Source organism: Streptomyces anatolicus, assembly GCF_019400875.1.
Classification (GTDB): Bacteria; Actinomycetota; Actinomycetes; order Streptomycetales; family Streptomycetaceae; genus Streptomyces; species Streptomyces anatolicus.
Map to the genome: position 1 here is coordinate 1 of NZ_WMBF01000116.1, position 16,233 is coordinate 16,233.

The 16,233-nt window shown below is 71.2% G+C and carries 14 protein-coding genes; 10 read left to right on the forward strand and 4 right to left on the reverse strand.

Annotated features, from left to right (window positions below; translation table 11 throughout):
- Positions 1 to 113 precede the first annotated feature (113 nt).
- From GKQ77_RS13430 to GKQ77_RS13445, 4 genes are all read left to right on the forward strand, one after another.
- Positions 114 to 752: an AIM24 family protein gene (locus GKQ77_RS13430; protein ID WP_150477353.1), complete on the forward strand. Its 639-nt coding sequence runs from the start codon at positions 114 to 116 to the stop codon at positions 750 to 752.
- A gap of 1 nt (position 753) precedes the next feature.
- Positions 754 to 1,404, forward strand: a complete 651-nt coding sequence (locus GKQ77_RS13435; RefSeq protein WP_219688957.1) for an AIM24 family protein — start codon at positions 754 to 756, stop codon at positions 1,402 to 1,404.
- Positions 1,401 to 2,207, forward strand: a complete 807-nt coding sequence (locus GKQ77_RS13440; RefSeq protein WP_219688958.1) for an AIM24 family protein — start codon at positions 1,401 to 1,403, stop codon at positions 2,205 to 2,207. Before GKQ77_RS13435 ends, GKQ77_RS13440 begins: the two co-directional genes overlap by 4 nt.
- A gap of 119 nt (positions 2,208 to 2,326) precedes the next feature.
- Complete coding sequence (locus GKQ77_RS13445; RefSeq protein ID WP_125515154.1) at positions 2,327 to 2,803, forward strand: MarR family winged helix-turn-helix transcriptional regulator; 477 nt, start codon at positions 2,327 to 2,329, stop codon at positions 2,801 to 2,803.
- 27 nt (positions 2,804 to 2,830) lie between these two features.
- Here GKQ77_RS13445 and GKQ77_RS13450 read toward each other — a convergent pair whose 3' ends face one another.
- Positions 2,831 to 4,315, reverse strand: a complete 1,485-nt coding sequence (locus tag GKQ77_RS13450; protein WP_219688959.1) for a sensor histidine kinase — start codon at positions 4,313 to 4,315, stop codon at positions 2,831 to 2,833.
- Positions 4,312 to 4,977: a response regulator transcription factor gene (locus GKQ77_RS13455; RefSeq protein ID WP_125515152.1), complete on the reverse strand. Its 666-nt coding sequence runs from the start codon at positions 4,975 to 4,977 to the stop codon at positions 4,312 to 4,314. Before GKQ77_RS13455 ends, GKQ77_RS13450 begins: the two co-directional genes overlap by 4 nt.
- Positions 4,978 to 5,126: 149 nt before the next feature.
- Here GKQ77_RS13455 and GKQ77_RS13460 point away from each other — a divergent pair, with 149 nt between their 5' ends.
- Positions 5,127 to 5,894: a PepSY domain-containing protein gene (locus GKQ77_RS13460; RefSeq protein WP_219688960.1), complete on the forward strand. Its 768-nt coding sequence runs from the start codon at positions 5,127 to 5,129 to the stop codon at positions 5,892 to 5,894.
- 280 nt (positions 5,895 to 6,174) lie between these two features.
- Here GKQ77_RS13460 and meaB read toward each other — a convergent pair whose 3' ends face one another.
- Positions 6,175 to 7,131 (reverse strand): methylmalonyl Co-A mutase-associated GTPase MeaB, encoded by a 957-nt coding sequence (gene meaB / locus GKQ77_RS13465; RefSeq protein WP_219688961.1) that lies wholly within the window; start codon positions 7,129 to 7,131, stop codon positions 6,175 to 6,177.
- Positions 7,132 to 7,185: 54 nt separating this feature from the next.
- Positions 7,186 to 8,388 (reverse strand): acetyl-CoA C-acetyltransferase, encoded by a 1,203-nt coding sequence (locus tag GKQ77_RS13470; protein ID WP_219688962.1) that lies wholly within the window; start codon positions 8,386 to 8,388, stop codon positions 7,186 to 7,188.
- Between the two features lie 136 nt (positions 8,389 to 8,524).
- Here GKQ77_RS13470 and mce point away from each other — a divergent pair, with 136 nt between their 5' ends.
- The 5 genes from mce (at position 8,525) to GKQ77_RS13495 (ending at position 16,187) form a co-directional block, all read left to right on the forward strand.
- A complete protein-coding gene (mce, locus tag GKQ77_RS13475) occupies positions 8,525 to 8,965 on the forward strand; it encodes a methylmalonyl-CoA epimerase (protein WP_125515146.1) in 441 nt (146 codons plus the stop codon).
- 230 nt (positions 8,966 to 9,195) lie between these two features.
- Positions 9,196 to 13,233: a polarized growth protein Scy gene (gene scy, locus GKQ77_RS13480; protein WP_219688963.1), complete on the forward strand. Its 4,038-nt coding sequence runs from the start codon at positions 9,196 to 9,198 to the stop codon at positions 13,231 to 13,233.
- A gap of 181 nt (positions 13,234 to 13,414) precedes the next feature.
- A complete protein-coding gene (locus tag GKQ77_RS13485) occupies positions 13,415 to 14,350 on the forward strand; it encodes a coiled-coil domain-containing protein (RefSeq protein ID WP_030789382.1) in 936 nt (311 codons plus the stop codon).
- A gap of 67 nt (positions 14,351 to 14,417) precedes the next feature.
- On the forward strand, positions 14,418 to 15,413 hold the full coding sequence (locus tag GKQ77_RS13490; RefSeq protein WP_219688964.1) for an ABC transporter ATP-binding protein: 996 nt from the start codon (positions 14,418 to 14,420) through the stop codon (positions 15,411 to 15,413).
- 3 nt (positions 15,414 to 15,416) lie between these two features.
- Entirely contained in the window at positions 15,417 to 16,187 is a 771-nt protein-coding gene (locus GKQ77_RS13495; RefSeq protein WP_219688965.1) for an ABC transporter permease, read from the forward strand.
- Positions 16,188 to 16,233 lie beyond the last annotated feature (46 nt).

Below are 16,233 nucleotides of genomic sequence, written 5' to 3' on the forward strand. Positions count from 1 at the left end.
ATCTTGTGAACGGGCGCACAAGCGACCCTCATTGTGACATCGGGGTGTTCTCCGGGTTCGCTCAGGGCCCTTCACCCTGTTCTGGGTGGGTACGGGGCGGCTACCGTCGATTCGTGGCTACGTTCCGGCTCCAGGGGAGCAGAGTGCTCGCCGTCGACATGACGGGCGACGCGGTGAAGGCGAAGAACGGCTCGATGGTCGCCTATGACGGCCAGATGGCCTTCAAAAAGATGTCCGGCGGCGGCGAGGGCATACGCGGCATGGTGACCCGCCGCGTCACCGGCGAGCAGATGACGGTGATGGAGGTGAAGGGGCACGGCACGTGCTGGTTCGCCGACCGTGCGACGGAGATCAACCTCGTGGAGCTGCGCGGCGAGAAGCTGTATGTGGAGGCGGGCAATCTGCTGTGCACCGACGCCGGCCTGCGCACCGGCACCAGCTTCACGGGACTGCGCGGCGCGACCCAGGGGAACGGCCTGTTCACGACGACCGTGGAGGGCACGGGCCAGGCGGCGATCGTCTCCGACGGCCCCGCCGTGGTGCTGCGCGTCTCCCGGCAGTATCCGCTGACGGTCGACCCGGGGGCGTATATCGCGCATCAGGGCGATGTCCGCCAGAGCTTCCAGTCCGGCGTCACCTTCCGCACGTTCATGGGCGAGGGCGGCGGCGAGGCCTTCCAGATCCGCTTTGAGGGCGACGGCCTGGTCTACGTACAGCCCAGTGAGCGCACCACGATCGCGGGGGACGTCTGACATGCCCTTCCGGGAGATCAACTCGAAGATGGTCGAGGCGACGGTGGCGCCGGGCGCCAAGATCTTCAGCCAGCGCGGCGCCATGCTCGCCTATCAGGGAGACGTCTCCTTCACTCCCAACCTCCAGGGCGGCCAGGGCGGTCTGGCGTCCATGATCGGCCGCCGGGTCGCGGGCGAGGCGACACCCCTGATGACCGTCGAGGGCAGCGGGACGGTCCTGTTCGGGCACGGCGGCCACCACATCCAGGTGATCGGCCTCTCCGGAGACACGCTGTATGTGGAGGCGGACCGCCTCCTGGCCTTCGACGGCACGCTCCGGCAGGGCACGATGTTCATGGGCTCCCAGGGCGGCGTCATGGGCATGGTGCGCGGCCAGGTCACCGGCCAGGGCCTGTTCACCACGACCCTGAAGGGCCACGGCGCGGTCGCCGTGATGGCGCACGGCGGCGTGATCGAGGTCCCGATCACCCCCCAGCGCCCGGTGCACGTCGACCCCCAGGCCTATGTGGCCCACCACGGCGACGTGCGCAACAAGCTCTCCACCGCGCTCGGCTGGCGCGACATGGTGGGCCGCGGCTCCGGCGAGGCGTTCCAGCTGGAGCTGTCGGGCAGCGGCGTGGTGTTCGTACAGGCCTCGGAGGAGAAGCTGTGAATCCGCACGTATCGACCCCGGCGGGCGCGCCCGCGGTCTTCGACCCCCTGACCCTGCCGAGCGACGACAACGTGAACGCGTACACCTTCTGCGTGGAGCTGAAGGGAAGCCAGTGGTTCCTGCAGAAGGGGAAGATGATCGCCTACTACGGGCGGATCGACTTCAACGGCATCGGGCACGGCCGTCTCGACCGTCTGGTCCGGACCAGTTTTCATTCGCCGCTGCACGCAAGTGACTGGGTGGTGGCGGACGGCCAGGGCAAGATGCTCCTCGCCGACCGGGCATTCGACGTCAATTCGTACGACCTGGATGAGGGCAACCTGACCATTCGCTCGGGCAACCTCCTCGCTTTTCAGCCAACTCTCGCGTTGAAGCAGTCGATCGTTCCGGGCTTCCTGACACTCATCGGAACCGGAAAGTTCGTGGCCGCGTCGAACGGTCCGGTGGTGTTCATGGAACCGCCGATCCGCGTCGATCCACAGGCGCTCGTGGGGTGGGCGGACTGCCCTTCACCGTGCCATCACTATGACCACGGTTACCTCACCGGTGTGATCGGAGGCCTGCGGGCACTGACCGGCGTCGGCGGCGCCTCCGGGGAGGAGCACCAGTTCGAGTTCGTGGGGGCCGGCACGGTACTGCTCCAGTCGACCGAGGCGCTCATGCCCGAGCAGGCGACGGGAGGGGTGCCGGAGCAGGCGGGGGTGCCGAGTGGGAGGAGCGCTCCCACTCCACCGGGTCCGCAATCCGGCGCACCGCGTCTTCCCGGACAACTGGGGGACCTCCAGCGTCGCTTCGGGCTGTGAGCGGTAGTCTGCGGAGTGTGACGGCGAACGCCTGTGCCCCTCCCCGCGACCAGGGGATGCGAGGCGCGTCACATCCCACCATTCGTTCACCTTTCAACTTCTTAGGTAGAATCGATTCCATGGAGACCGAGACGGCCCCGCAGTGGCTGACCGACGAGGAACAGTGCGCCTGGCGCACCCACGTGGAGGTCAACAGGATGCTGACGTATCAGCTCGAAAAGGACCTTCAGCCGTTCAACCTGACCATGAACGACTACGACATTCTCGTGCATCTCTCCGAATCGGACGAGCTGCGGATGCGCATGAGCGATCTCGCCGCCGCCACCCTGCAGTCCAAGAGCCGCCTGTCCCACCAGATCACCCGCATGGAGAACGCGGGCCTGGTGCGCCGTGAGAACTGCGAGTCCGACCGGCGCGGCCTCTACACCGTCCTCACCGAGGAGGGCATGGAGACCATGCAGAAGGTGGCCCCGCACCACGTCGCCTCCGTGCGGCGGCACTTCGTCGACCTCGTCTCCCCCGAGGCGCTCGGCGAGCTGCACAAGGCCCTGACCCCCATCGCCGAGCACCTGCGCTCCCAGCGCGGCAAGCCCTGAGCCTTCCGCGACCGGCCGCGCCACCCCTCAACGCTCCGACGACTGAGGGCGCGGCAGCCGTAGCTCGAAGAGCGCACCCCCGGACGGCGCCTCCCCGACCCCGAGCGTGCCGCCGTGCCGCGCCGCCACGTCCCGTGCGATCGCGAGGCCAAGACCGGCCCCGCCCTCGTCCCGGGTCCGCGCGTCATCCAGACGTACGAACCGCTCGAAGATCCGCTCCCGTTCGCCCGGGGGCACCCCGCTTCCGTCATCGGTCACCTCAAGGACCGCCCACGCGCCATCGGCCCGGGTGGTGACCGTGACGCGGGAGCGGGCGTGCCGCTGCGCGTTGTTCACAAGGTTGCCGAGCACCCGCGCCAACTGGCCGCGGGAGCCCGCGACCTCGACGCTCTTCAGCTCCGTGTGTACGTCGACACGGTCCCGGGTGCGCTGCGAAAGCTCCTCCCGGACGAAGGCCGCCAGATCGACGCGCCCCTCGCCGGGCTTCTCGCCCGCGTCGAGGCGGGCGAGCAGGAGCAGGTCGGCGGCGAGTTCCTGGAGCCGCACGGTGTCCTCGACGGCGCCGTCGACGTCCAGCAACTCCGGGTGCGCGGCGCCGACTTCGAGCTGGGTGCGCAGCGAGGCGATGGGGCTGCGCAGCTCGTGCGAGGCGTCCGCCACGAAGCGCCGCTGGCGCTCCACGGAGGTCTGCAGAGCGGTCAGCGTCTCGTTCGTCGTGCGGGCGAGACGGGCGATCTCGTCGTGCGTGTCCGGCTCGGGCACGCGGCGCGCCAGGTCCTCCGACGCGGTGATCGCGGACATCTCGGCGGTGATCGCGGCCACCGGGCGCAGCGCGCGGCGCGTCACCAGCCAGGTGACGCCCGCGACGACGCCGAGCAGCAGGGGGAAGCCGATGAGCATGGACGTCAACGCCGTCGACACCGCGCTCTGTTCGTCGGCGAGCGAGCCGCCCGCGTAGACGGTGAGGTCGCCCCTGGCATCCGTGCTCACCTCGACGGCGGCGAAGCGGTAGTCGGCGCTCTCGCCGTCGACGGTGGCGGAGCCGTCGGTGTAGTCGGCCTCGTCGTCGATCTCGCCGGGCTCGGCGGGGTCGCCGGGGTCGCCGGGCTCGGGGCCGCCCTCGCCGCCGCTCTCGCCGCCGTCGGAATCGGCATCCCCGTCACCATCCCCGGAGGGCTTCGCGGCGGCGGAGCCGGGCTTGACCGCGTCGACCCCGGTGCCGCTGATGCGCTCCAGGTCCTCGCTCGCGGCCACCAACTTGCCGTTCTCGTCGACCACTTGGACGGGGGCCTCCTCACCGTCGGGCAGGTCGAGATCGCCGTACGCCCGGCCCGTCGCCAGCTGGGAGGCGACCTCGCGGGCGGCGGCGTCGGCGCGGCCGTCCGCCTGGCCGGTGAGGTTGGCGCGCAGCGAGAGCAGCACGGCGGCGCCCGCCGCGATCAGCGCGAGGGCCACGACCAGGCTCGCGCCGAGCGTGGCCCGGGCGCGCACGGAACCGAACAGCCGCCTCATCGCGGGGCCTCGAGACGGTAACCGGCGCCGCGCACCGTCTTGATGAGCGCCGCGCCCAGCTTGCGGCGCAGCGTGCTCACGTACACCTCGACGATGTTCGGGTCCCCTTCATAAGCGAAGTCCCAGACGTGTTCCAGGATGTCGCCCTTGGAGACGACCTCCCCGGCCCGCAGCACAAGCTGCTCGAGGACCGCGAACTCCTTGGCGGTGAGGGTGATCTCGTCCTCGCCGCGGAAGACGCGCCGCGCGGCCGTGTCGACCTTGAGGTCGCCCAGGGTGTGGAGGGGCGACGGGCCACCGTTGCCCCTGCGGCGCAGCAGCGCCTTCACCCGGGCCACAAGTACGACGTACGAGAACGGCTTGGTGAGGTAGTCGTCGGCGCCCGTGTCCAGCCCCTCCGCCTCGTCGTACTCGCCGTCCTTGGCGGTGAGCATCAGGATCGGCACGTCGTGGCCGGCGGCGCGCAGCGTGGAGCAGACGCGGTAGCCGTTCATGCCGGGCAGCATGATGTCGAGGATGACCAGGTCGTACGTGCCCTCGCTCGCCCGGTGCAGTCCGTCGACGCCGTCGTGGACGACGTCGACGGCGTAGCCCTCGGCGGTCAGGCCCTTGGCGAGCGACAGGGCAAGCCGCTTCTCGTCCTCCACGATCAACAAACGCATGCGCTCAGGGTCGCAGAGCGAAGCTGAAGAGTTCTTCAGGCGGCTTCAGCTTCCGTTCAGGATCGTTCGGCCAGATTGGTCCTCATCGAAAGCGAACGGCAGCGGCCCCGGCCGCCGCCACACTCGCCGACCATCTCGGGAGGAACTCCATGAAGCGCAACATCGTCATCGCCACCGTCGCCGCCGCGGCCCTGATCACGGGAGGCACCGCCACCGCCCTCGCGACCACCGGCGACGACGAGACCGCCGCCAAGCAGTCGAGCGTCCAGGTCAAGGACAACGACCGCAAGGACGACGACCGCGATGACCGGGACGACCAGGACGACCGGGACGACCGGGACGACCGCAAGGGTGGCGACCGCGACGACCGCGACGACGCCGCGGAGAACACCGCCGAGGCCAAGGCCGCCAAGGTGACGGCCGCGGAAGCGATCAAGGCGGCCCTCGCGAAGACCCCCGGCACCGCGGTCTCCGCCGATCTTGACGAGGAGGACGGCGGCCTGGTCTGGGGCGTCGACATCCTGAAGGGCAACACCTGGCACGAGGTCGAGGTCGACCCCGGCACGGGCAAGGTGCTCGGCACCTGGGTCGACAAGGACGACGACGGTGACGACGCCGCCGACACCGCCCGGGTGAACGCCGCGCTCAAGGGCGCCTCCACCAGCGCCGAGGACGCCGCGCGCGCCGGTGCCGCCAAGGGCAAGGTGACCTCCGTCGACCTGGACGACGACGGCAAGGCCGGCGCCTGGGGCGTCGAGACGACGGGCGCCAAGGGCGCCGAGTCCGAGTGGAAGGTCGACCTGAAGACCGGCAAGGTCACCGCGGACCGCCACGACGACCGTGACGACCGGGACCACGACGGCTCGGACGACCACGACGACCGTGACGCCCAGGACAACGACGGCTCGGACGACTGACACCCGGCCACCGCACCCCCCGTCCCCCCGAGGGCGGCGTCTCTGGACGCCGCCCTCTCGGTGCTGTCAGGCGAACTCCGGCGTCATGGCGGCGGCCACCCTCAGATGCGGCGCGGTCTGCTTCTCCCTCCCCAGGCGCTGGAGCGCTGATCGGCGTGATCGCCACCTGGGTCGACGACGACGCACCTGCTCCGGCCGAGGAGACCGCCCTGGCGTTCTGGCGCCTCTTCCGGAACTGAGGAGCGCGCCCGGCCGCCCACCCGCGCGACGCACGCACAGGTCATCCAGCGGTGAGGCCCGCCACCAGCTCATCCGCGGCCGCGTACGGATCGAGCTCCCCCGCCACGATCCGCTCCGCCAGCGCGGAGAGCCGCCGGTCGCCGTGGAGGGAGCCGACCCGCTCCCGCAGCGCGGTGACCGCGATGGTCTCCACCTCACGGGAGGCACGGGAGACCCGCCGCTCGGCGAGGACCCCCCGCTCCTCCATCCACGCCCGGTGCTTCTCCAGCGCCTCGACGACCTCGTCGATGCCCTCGCCCCGCGCCGCGACCGTCTTCACGATGGGCGGCCGCCAGTCCCCGGGACCGCGGGACTCGCCGAGGCCGAGCATGTGGTTCAGCTCCCGCGCGGTGGCGTCCGCGCCGTCGCGGTCCGCCTTGTTGACCACGTACACATCGCCGATCTCCAGGATCCCGGCCTTGGCCGCCTGGATCCCGTCGCCCATGCCCGGCGCGAGCAGGACCACGGAGGTGTCCGCCTGCGAGGCGATGTCGACCTCGGACTGCCCCACGCCGACGGTCTCCACCAGTACGACGTCGCAGCCCGCCGCGTCCAGGACGCGGATCGCCTGTGGGGCGGCCCACGCGAGCCCGCCGAGGTGGCCGCGGGTCGCCATGGAGCGGATGTAGACGCCGGGGTCGGACGCGTGGTCCGACATCCGCACCCGGTCACCGAGGAGCGCGCCCCCGGAGAAGGGCGACGAGGGGTCCACGGCGAGTACGCCGACCCGCTTCCCGGCCCGCCGATAGGCGCTGACCAGCGCGGACGTCGACGTGGACTTGCCGACGCCGGGCGACCCGGTGATCCCCACCACATACGCGTGCCCCGCCAGCGGAGCGAGCGCCGCCATCACCTCACGCAGCTGCGGCGACGCCCCCTCGACCAGTGAGATCAGCCGGGCCACGGCCCGCGGCCTGCCCTCGCGGGCCTGCGCCACCAGGGAGGGGACGTCCTGCATGAGACAGCTCCGTTCACTACGTACGGCACACCACGGGCAAGCGGAACCCGGGGGTCAGCCCTTCGCCACCTTGAGGATCAGCGCGTCGCCCTGGCCGCCGCCACCGCACAGCGCCGCCGCGCCGACACCGCCGCCGCGCCGCTTCAGCTCAAGGGCGAGGTGCAGCACGACACGCGCGCCGGACATCCCGATCGGGTGACCCAGCGCGATGGCGCCGCCGTTGACGTTCACCTTTTCCGAGGACACTCCGAGGTCCTTCATTGACTGCACCGCGACGGCGGCGAAGGCCTCGTTGATCTCGATGAGGTCCAGGTCCGCGACGTCGAGGCCGTCCTTCTTCAGGGCGTGCCGGATGGCGTTGGACGGCTGGGACTGCAGCGAGTTGTCGGGGCCCGCCACATTGCCGTGCGCGCCGATCTCCGCGATCCACTGCAGGCCCAGCTCCTCGGCCTTGGCCTTGGACATGACGACGACCGCCGCGGCGCCGTCGGAGATCTGCGAGGACGTGCCCGCGGTGATCGTGCCGTCCTTGGCGAAGGCGGGGCGCAGCTTGCCGAGGGACTCGGCGGTGGTCTCGGCGCGGATGCCCTCGTCCTTGGCGAAGAGCACCGGGTCGCCCTTGCGCTGCGGGATCTCGATCGGCGTGATCTCGGCCTCGAACAGGCCGTTCTTCTGCGCGGCGGCGGCCCGCTGGTGCGAGAGCGCGGCGATCTCGTCCTGCTCGGCGCGGCCGATGCCGAGGCGGCTGTTGTGCTTCTCGGTCGACTCGCCCATCGCGACGCCCTCGAAGGAGTCGGTCAGGCCGTCGTACGCCATCGAGTCGAGCATCTCGATCGCGCCGTACTTGTGGCCCTCGCGCGACTTGGGGAGCAGGTGCGGGGCGTTGGTCATCGACTCCTGGCCGCCCGCGACGACGATGTCGAACTCGCCGGCGCGGATCAGCTGGTCGGCGAGGGCGATCGCGTCGAGGCCCGAGAGACAGACCTTGTTGACGGTGAGCGCGGGGACGTTCATGGGGATGCCCGCCTTGACGGCGGCCTGGCGCGCCGGGATCTGCCCTGCCCCGGCCTGGAGCACCTGGCCCATGATCACGTACTGGACCTGGTCGCCTCCGATGCCGGCCCGGTCGAGCGCGGCCTTGATCGCGAAGCCCCCCAGGTCCGCACCCGAGAAGGATTTCAGGGAGCCGAGCAGGCGACCCATGGGCGTACGGGCGCCCGCGACGATCACTGAGGTGGTACCGGACGTTCGAGACATGTGCCACGGCCCCTTGGGAGGAGAAGTTAACGAGGGTTTATCTGAATGTACTGAGCGGTACGTCGCACGTCATCGGGCGACGAGTGTGATCGCGCGCACGTTGCGTAATCACCGCGTGAAGCGCTGCACTTGGAGCATGCTGACGCGAATCGACCACATCGGGATCGCCTGTTTCGACCTCGACAAGACCGTCGAGTTCTACCGGGAGACGTACGGATTCACGGTCTTCCACACCGAAGTCAACGAGGAGCAGGGCGTGCGGGAGGCCATGCTCAAGATCAACGAGACCAGTGACGGGGGCGCCTCCTACCTCCAGCTCCTCGAACCCACCCGCGAGGACTCCGCGGTCGGCAAATGGCTGGCCAAGAACGGTGAGGGCGTGCACCACATCGCCTTCGGCACCGCGGACGTGGACGGCGACGCCGCGGCCATCAAGGACAAGGGCGTACGCGTTCTGTACGAGGAGCCGCGCATCGGTTCCATGGGGTCCCGCATCACGTTCCTGCACCCCAAGGACTGCCACGGGGTGCTGACCGAACTCGTCACTTCGGCGCCCTCCGAGACACCGGAGCACTGACCTCCGTATATCTGGGCCGGTAGGGTTAGTGACTGGCCGTCCGAAGTCGGGGCGGCAGGCTGCCCGAAACCTGGGCGGCCGCGTGCCGGGGTCCGGGTTTCGGGGGACGAGGGTCGGGGCAGCGACTGATGCTCCGCCGTTGATCTGACACCATTCCCCCGGGGGTCCCGTTCGGCGGATGGACGGGGCTCGTTGGAGACTTGCGACCAGGGGACGGATGGGACCGCGCAGTGCGGGGCTACGAACGCCAAGAGAACTCGCGGGCTGAGACCGACAGTCTTTCGCGGTTCGAGGCCGAGATGGACCGGCTGAAGACCGAGCGGGAGAAAGCCGTCCAGCACGCCGAGGACCTCGGCTACCAGGTCGAGGTGTTGCGCGCCAAGCTGCACGAGGCGCGCCGCAACCTCGCGAACCGCCCTGCCTACGACAGCGCGGACATCGGCTACCAGGCCGAGCAGCTGCTGCGCAACGCGCAGATCCAGGCCGAGCAGCTGCGCGCGGACGCCGAGCGCGAGCTGCGCGACGCCCGCGCGCAGACGCAGCGCATCCTCCAGGAGCACGCCGAGCAGCAGGCCCGCCTCCAGTCCGAGCTGCACGCCGAGGCCGTCGCGCGCCGCCAGCAGCTCGACCAGGAGCTCGCCGAGCGCCGCCAGACCGTCGAGTCCCACGTCAACGAGAACGTGGCCTGGGCCGAGCAGCTGCGCGCCCGCACCGAGCAGCAGGCCCGCCGCCTCCTGGACGAGTCGCGCGCCGAGGCCGAGCAGTCCCTGGCCGCCGCCCGCGCCGAGGCCGAGCGCGTCGCCGAGCAGGCCCGCCGCCGCCTGGCGAGCGACGCGGAGGCCGCCCGCGCAGAGGCCGAGGCCATCCTGCGCCGCGCCCGCTCGGACGCCGAGCGCCTCCTGAACGCCGCCTCCACGCAGGCCCAGGAGGCCACCGACCACGCCGAGCAGCTGCGCTCCACCACGGCCACCGAGTCCGAGCAGGCCCGCCGCCAGGCCGCCGAGGCGAGCCGCGCGGCCGAGCAGCGCATCGCCGAGGCCGACGCGGCGCTGCGCGAGGCGCGCGCCGAGGCCGAGAAGGTGCTCGCCGAGGCGAAGGAGAGCGCGGGCAAGCAGCTCGCGGCCGCCGAGGCAGCGGGCGAGCAGCGCACGCGCACCGCCAAGGAGCAGGTCGCCCGGCTCGTCGGCGAGGCCACCAAGGAGGCCGAGTCCGCCAAGTCCGAGGCCGAGCAGCTGATCGCCGACGCTCGCGCGCAGGCCGAGAAGCTGATCGCGGACGCCGCCGAGAAGGCGCGCACGATCACCGCCGAGGAGACCGCGAGCCAGCTCGCGAAGGCCGCGCGGACGGCCGAGGAGGTCCTGGACAAGGCCTCGAAGAACGCCAAGGAGACCACGAAGGCCGCCACCGACGAGGCCGAGCGGATCCGCTCCGAGGCCGAGACCGAGGCGGACCGGCTGCGCGCCCAGGCGCACGACATCGCCGAGGAGCTGAAGGGCGCGGCGAAGGACGACACCAAGGAGTACCGCGCCAAGACCGTCGAGCTGCAGGAGGAGGCGCGCAGGCTGCGCGGTGAGGCCGAGCAGCTGCGGGCCGAGGCCGTCTCCGAGGGCGAGCGCATCCGGGGCGAGGCGCGGCGCGAGGCCGTCAAGGAGATCGAGGCGGCGGCCAAGTCCGCCGAGGAGCTGCTCGCCAAGGCCAAGGCCGACGCCGAGGAGCTGCGCACGGCCGCGACCGCCGAGAGCGAGCGGCTGCGCTCGGACGCGCTGGAGCGCGCCACCACGCTGCGTACGCAGGCCGAGGAGACGCTGGAGCGCACCCGCGCGGAGGCCGAGCGGCACCGCGAGGAGGCCGCCGAGCAGGCCGAGGCCACCAAGGCCGAGGCCGAGGAGGCCGCGCGGACGCTGCGCGAGGAGACCGAGCGGGCCATAGCGGCACGGCAGGCCGAGGCCGCCGATGAGCTGACGCGGCTGCACACGGAGGCCGAGGAGCGCCTGGCCGCCGCCGAGCAGGCGCTGACCGAGGCCCGTTCGGAAGCCGCGCGCATGCGCAAGGAGGCCACGGACGAGACCGACCGGCTGCGCGCGGAGTCCGCCGAGCGGATCCGCACCCTCCAGTCGCAGGCGGAGACGGAGGCCGAGCGGCTGCGCGACGAGGCGGCCGCCGACGCCTCGCAGACCCGCGCCGAGGGCGAGGCCCTTGCCGTGCGGCTGCGTTCGGAGGCCGCGGCCGAGGCCGAGCGGCTCAAGACCGAGGCGCAGGAGTCCGCCGACCGGGTGCGCGCGGAGGCCGCCGCCGCGGCCGAGCGGGTCGGCGCGGAGGCCGCCGAGGAGCTGGCCGCCGCCCAGGAGGAGGCGGCCCGCCGCCGCCGCGAGGCCGAGGAGACCCTGGGTTCCGCGCGCGCGGAGGCCGACCAGGAGCGCGAGCGGGCCCGCGAGCAGAGCGAGGAACTGCTCGCATCGGCCCGCAAGCGCGTCGAGGAGGCGCAGGCCGAGGCCGTCCGCCTCGTCGAGGAGGCCGACCGGCGCGCGACCGAGATGGTCTCGGCCGCCGAACAGACCGCCCAGTCCGTACGGGACTCCGTCGCCGGCCTGCACGAGGCGGCGCAGGAAGAGGTCGCGGGCCTGCGCTCGGCCGCCGAGCACGCCGCCGAGCGCACGAGGACGGAGGCGCAGGAGGAGGCCGACCGGCTGCGCGCCGACGCCCACGCCGAGCGGGAGCGCGCCGCGGAGGACGCGAGCCGCATGCGGCGCGAGGCGGCGGAGGCCTCGGAGGCCGCCAAGGCCCTCGCGGAGCGCACGGTCTCGGACGCGATCGCGGAGTCCGAGCGGATGCGTTCGGACGCGTCCGAGCACGCCCAGCGGGTGCGCACGGAGGCATCCGACACCATCGCCCAGGCCGAGCAGGACGCCGCCCGCACGCGCGCCGACGCCCGCGAGGACGCCAACCGCATCCGCAGCGACGCGGCGGGTCAGGCCGACACCCTGATCGGCGAGGCCCGCAGCGAGGCCGAGCGGCTGCAGAACGAGACGATCGCGGAGGCCGAGCGCCTCAAGTCCGAGTCGACGGCGGAGGCGGAGCGCCTGCGCGTGGAGTCGACCACGGAGGCGGAGCGGGTCAAGAGCGAGAGCAGGGCGGAGGCCGAGCGGCTGCGCGTCGAGTCGACGACCGAGGCCGAGCGGCTCAGGGCCGAGACGGCCGCGGAGGCCGAGCGGGTCCGCGCGGAGTCCGTGGCCAAGGCCGAGAAGCTCATCTCGGACGCCTCCGGTGACGCGGAGCGGCTGCGCGCCGAGGCCGCCGAGTCGGTCAACTCCGCCCAGCAGCACGCCGAGCGGATCCGCTCCGAGGCCGAGCGGCTCAAGGCGGACGCGGCGCGGGAGGCCGAGCGGCTCACGTCCCAGGCGCGCGAGGAGGCCGAGCGCACCCTCGACGAGGCCCGCCAGGCCGCCAACAAGCGCCGTCAGGAAGCCGCCGAGCAGGTCGACACGCTCATCACCAAGGCCGCGGCCGAGGCCGAGAAGCTGACGTCGGACGCCCAGCAGAAGGCGCTGAAGGCGACCACGGACGCCGAGGCGCAGGCCGACACGATGGTCGGCGCGGCCCGCAAGGAGGCGGAGCGCCTGGTCGCCGAGGCGACGGTCGAGGGCAACACCCTGGTGGAGAAGGCCCGTACGGACGCGGACGAGCTGCTGATCGGCGCCCGGCGCGACGCGACCGCCATAAGGGAGCGCTCCGAGGAGCAGCGCGACCGGCTGACCGCCGAGATCGAGGAGCTGCACGCCCGTGCGCGCCGCGAGTCGGCCGAGGCGATGAAGTCCGCGGGCGAGCGCTGCGACGCGCTGGTGAAGGCCGCCGAGGAGCAGCTTGCCGAGGCCCAGGCGAAGGCGAAGGAGCTGGTCTCGGACGCCAACTCCGAGGCGGGCAAGGTCCGTATCGCCGCCGTGAAGAAGGCCGAGGCGCTGCTGAAGGAGGCCGAGACCAAGAAGGCCACGCTGGTCGGGGAGGCCGAGCGGATCAAGGCGGACGCGGAGGCCGAGGCGACGCGCACGGTCGAGGAGGGCAAGCGCGAGCTTGAGGTTCTGGTGCGGCGCCGCGAGGACATCAACGTGGAGATCTCGCGTGTCCAGGACGTGCTGGAGGCGTTGGAGTCCTTCGAGGCCCCGACGGGCGGTGCGAAGTCGTCGTCGAACAGCGGTTCAGGATCGGGTGGCGTCAAGGCGGGGGCTTCGGCCGGATCTACCCGTTCGGGTGGCAAGACGTCAGAGGGCTAGCCAAAGAGGGGCTACCGTGCTGTAGAGGACCTTCGGCCCTGTCGCTGGCAAGCACTCTGACGTCTTGCCACTCAAAAGGGGTGTCATTCTCCAGATCAAACAGGCATCTGCTCGATGACACGCCGCCTTGACCCCTAGGATTCCCTCTATCACCTCACCGGTCTCATTCGACAGGAACCCCATGAGCGACACTTCCCCCTACGGCTTCGAGCTTGTGCGGCGTGGGTACGACCGCGCTCAGGTGGACGAACGTATCTCCAAGCTCGTCTCCGACCGTGACAGCGCTCTCGCCCGTATCACTGCTCTGGAAAAGCGCATCGAGGAGTTGCACCTCGAAACGCAGAACGCCCAGGCCCAGGTCGCCGACGCCGAGCCGTCGTACGCCGGTCTCGGTGCCCGCGTCGAGAAGATCCTCCGCCTCGCCGAGGAGGAGGCGAAGGACCTGCGCGAGGAGGCCCGTCGCGCGGCCGAGCAGCACCGCGAGCTGGCCGAGTCCGCCGCCCAGCAGGTGCGCAACGACGCCGAGTCGTTCGCCTCCGAGCGCAAGGCGAAGGCCGAGGACGAGGGCGTCCGGATCGTCGAGAAGGCCAAGGGCGAGGCGAACGCGCTGCGTGCCGAGGCCCAGAAGGACGCGCAGTCCAAGCGTGAGGAGGCGGACGCCCTCTTCGAGGAGACGCGCGCCAAGGCCGCGCAGGCCGCCGCCGACTTCGAGACGAACCTCGCCAAGCGGCGTGAGCAGTCCGAGCGTGACCTGGCGTCCCGTCAGGCCAAGGCGGAGAAGCGCCTCGCGGAGATCGAGCACCGTGCGGAGCAGCTGCGTCTCGAGGCGGAGAAGCTGCGGACGGACGCGGAGCGTCGCGCCCGTCAGACCGTCGAGACCGCGCAGCGCCAGGCCGAGGACATCGTCGCGGACGCGAACGCCAAGGCCGACCGGATCCGCTCGGAATCCGAGCGGGAGCTCGCGGCGCTCACCAACCGCCGCGACTCCATCAACGCGCAGCTCACCAATGTGCGCGAGATGCTGGCGACGCTCACCGGTGCGGCCGTGGCCGCCGCCGGGACGCCCGCCGACGACGAGCCGGTCTCCCGGGGGGTCCCGGCGCAGCAGACCCGCTGAGCCCGTGCTCCCAGAGCCCCCTGCCGCTCCAGTGGCAGGGGGCTTTGCGCCGTTTTAGCGTTGCCGCATGATCGAGCTCTCGGGGCTGACCAAGCGGTACGGCGAGAAGGTGGCCGTCAACAACCTGACCTTCACCGTCCACCCCGGCATCGTCACCGGCTTCCTCGGCCCGAACGGCGCGGGGAAGTCCACCACCATGCGCATGATGCTCGGGCTCGACAACCCGTCAGCGGGTGACGTCCGCATCGACGGCAAGCACTACTCCCAGCTGAAGGACCCGCTCAAGTACATCGGCGCGCTCCTCGACGCCAAGGCCATGCACGGCGGGCGAAGCGCCTTCAACCACCTGCTCTGCCTCGCCCAGAGCAACGGCATCCCGCGCGGACGCGTCCGGGAGGTCCTGGACACCGTCGGGCTGACCGCCGTCGCCAAGAAGAAGGCCAAGGGGTTCTCGCTCGGCATGGGCCAGCGGCTCGGCATCGCGGGCGCGCTGCTCGGCGACCCCGAGATCCTGATGTTCGACGAACCGGTCAACGGCCTCGACCCCGAGGGCATCCACTGGATCAGGAATCTGATGAAGTCCCTTGCCTCACAAGGGCGTACGGTCTTCGTCTCCTCGCATCTGATGAGCGAGATGGCGCTCACCGCCGACCATCTCGTCGTCATCGGCCAGGGCCGTCTCCTCGCCGACACCTCGATGTCCGACTTCATCCGGCAGAACTCACGTTCGTACGTACGACTGCGCTCGCCGGAGCACGAACGGCTCCTCGACGTGCTGCACCAGGAGGGCATCACCGCTGCCGAAGCGGGCGACGGCACGCTCGAGGTGGACGGCACGGCCTCGGCGCGGCTCGGTGAACTCGCCGCGAGGCACGGGCTCGTACTCCATGAACTGAGCCCTCAGCAAGCCTCTCTGGAGGAGGCGTTCATGCGGCTCACCGCGGAGTCGGTGGAATACCACGCGCACTCGGACCACGCTCACTCGGACCCTACGGGGGTGAGCCCGCCGGAGCGGGCGGCCGGGTGGGGCGAGGGCTGGCAGCAGCGACGGAAGGGGGTCTGAGTGATGGCCGCCACGCAGGTACTGAAGTCGGAGTGGACGAAGATCCGGTCGGTCTCCTCGACCGTGTGGACGCTCGGCCTCGCCGTGGTCGTCACGGTCGCGCTCGGCGCGCTGATCAGCGTCCTGTCCAGGAACGACTACGACAATCTGGACGCCAGGGACAGGCTGTCCTTCGACGCGACGTTCATCAGCTTCGCGGGGATGTCGCTCGGCCAGCTCGCGATGATCGTGTTCGGGGTGCTCGTCGTCTCCAACGAGTACAGCACCGGGATGATCCGCACCTCGCTCGCGGCGGTCCCGCAGCGAGGCGCCTTCCTCTTCAGCAAGGTCCTCGTGGCGACGCTGCTCGCCTTCGCCGTGGGCCTTGCCACGAGCTTCCTCGCGTTCTTCGTGGGGCAGGCGATGCTCGGGCCCTACCGGGCGGAGATCGGTGACCCCGGGGTGCTGCGGGCGGTCATCGGCGGCGGGCTCTATATGACGCTCATCGCGATGTTCTCGATGGGCGTGGCGGCGATGCTGCGCAGCCCGATGCTCTCGCTCGGCATCCTGATGCCGTTCTTCTTCCTGATCTCCAGCATCCTCGGCAACGTCTCGGCCACGAAGAAGATCGGCCGCTTCCTGCCGGACCAGGCCGGCAGCAAGATCATGCAGGTCAAAACCCCCTTCGCCGATGACACCCCCTACGGGCCGTGGGGTGGCCTGGGGATCATGGTGGCGTGGGTGGTGCTGGCGCTCCTGGGCGGATACGCGCTGCTGAGGAGACGGGACGCGTAGGCGCCCTTGGGGGCGCCGGGGGCGGGCCCGGGGTGCGCCACATGCC

Excerpts from the sequence above, each read along its gene's own strand:
- GKQ77_RS13445 (WP_125515154.1), top strand. The coding sequence starts at position 2,327 with ATGGAGACCGAGACGGCCCCGCAGTGGCTGACCGACGAGGAACAGTGC.
- GKQ77_RS13495 (WP_219688965.1), top strand. The coding sequence starts at position 15,417 with ATGGCCGCCACGCAGGTACTGAAGTCGGAGTGGACGAAGATCCGGTCG.
- GKQ77_RS13435 (WP_219688957.1), top strand. The coding sequence starts at position 754 with ATGCCCTTCCGGGAGATCAACTCGAAGATGGTCGAGGCGACGGTGGCG.
- GKQ77_RS13460 (WP_219688960.1), top strand. The coding sequence starts at position 5,127 with ATGAAGCGCAACATCGTCATCGCCACCGTCGCCGCCGCGGCCCTGATC.
- GKQ77_RS13455 (WP_125515152.1), bottom strand. The coding sequence starts at position 4,977 with ATGCGTTTGTTGATCGTGGAGGACGAGAAGCGGCTTGCCCTGTCGCTC.
- meaB (WP_219688961.1), bottom strand. The coding sequence starts at position 7,131 with ATGCAGGACGTCCCCTCCCTGGTGGCGCAGGCCCGCGAGGGCAGGCCG.
- GKQ77_RS13450 (WP_219688959.1), bottom strand. The coding sequence starts at position 4,315 with ATGAGGCGGCTGTTCGGTTCCGTGCGCGCCCGGGCCACGCTCGGCGCG.
- GKQ77_RS13490 (WP_219688964.1), top strand. The coding sequence starts at position 14,418 with ATGATCGAGCTCTCGGGGCTGACCAAGCGGTACGGCGAGAAGGTGGCC.
- mce (WP_125515146.1), top strand. The coding sequence starts at position 8,525 with ATGCTGACGCGAATCGACCACATCGGGATCGCCTGTTTCGACCTCGAC.
- GKQ77_RS13485 (WP_030789382.1), top strand. The coding sequence starts at position 13,415 with ATGAGCGACACTTCCCCCTACGGCTTCGAGCTTGTGCGGCGTGGGTAC.
- GKQ77_RS13470 (WP_219688962.1), bottom strand. The coding sequence starts at position 8,388 with ATGTCTCGAACGTCCGGTACCACCTCAGTGATCGTCGCGGGCGCCCGT.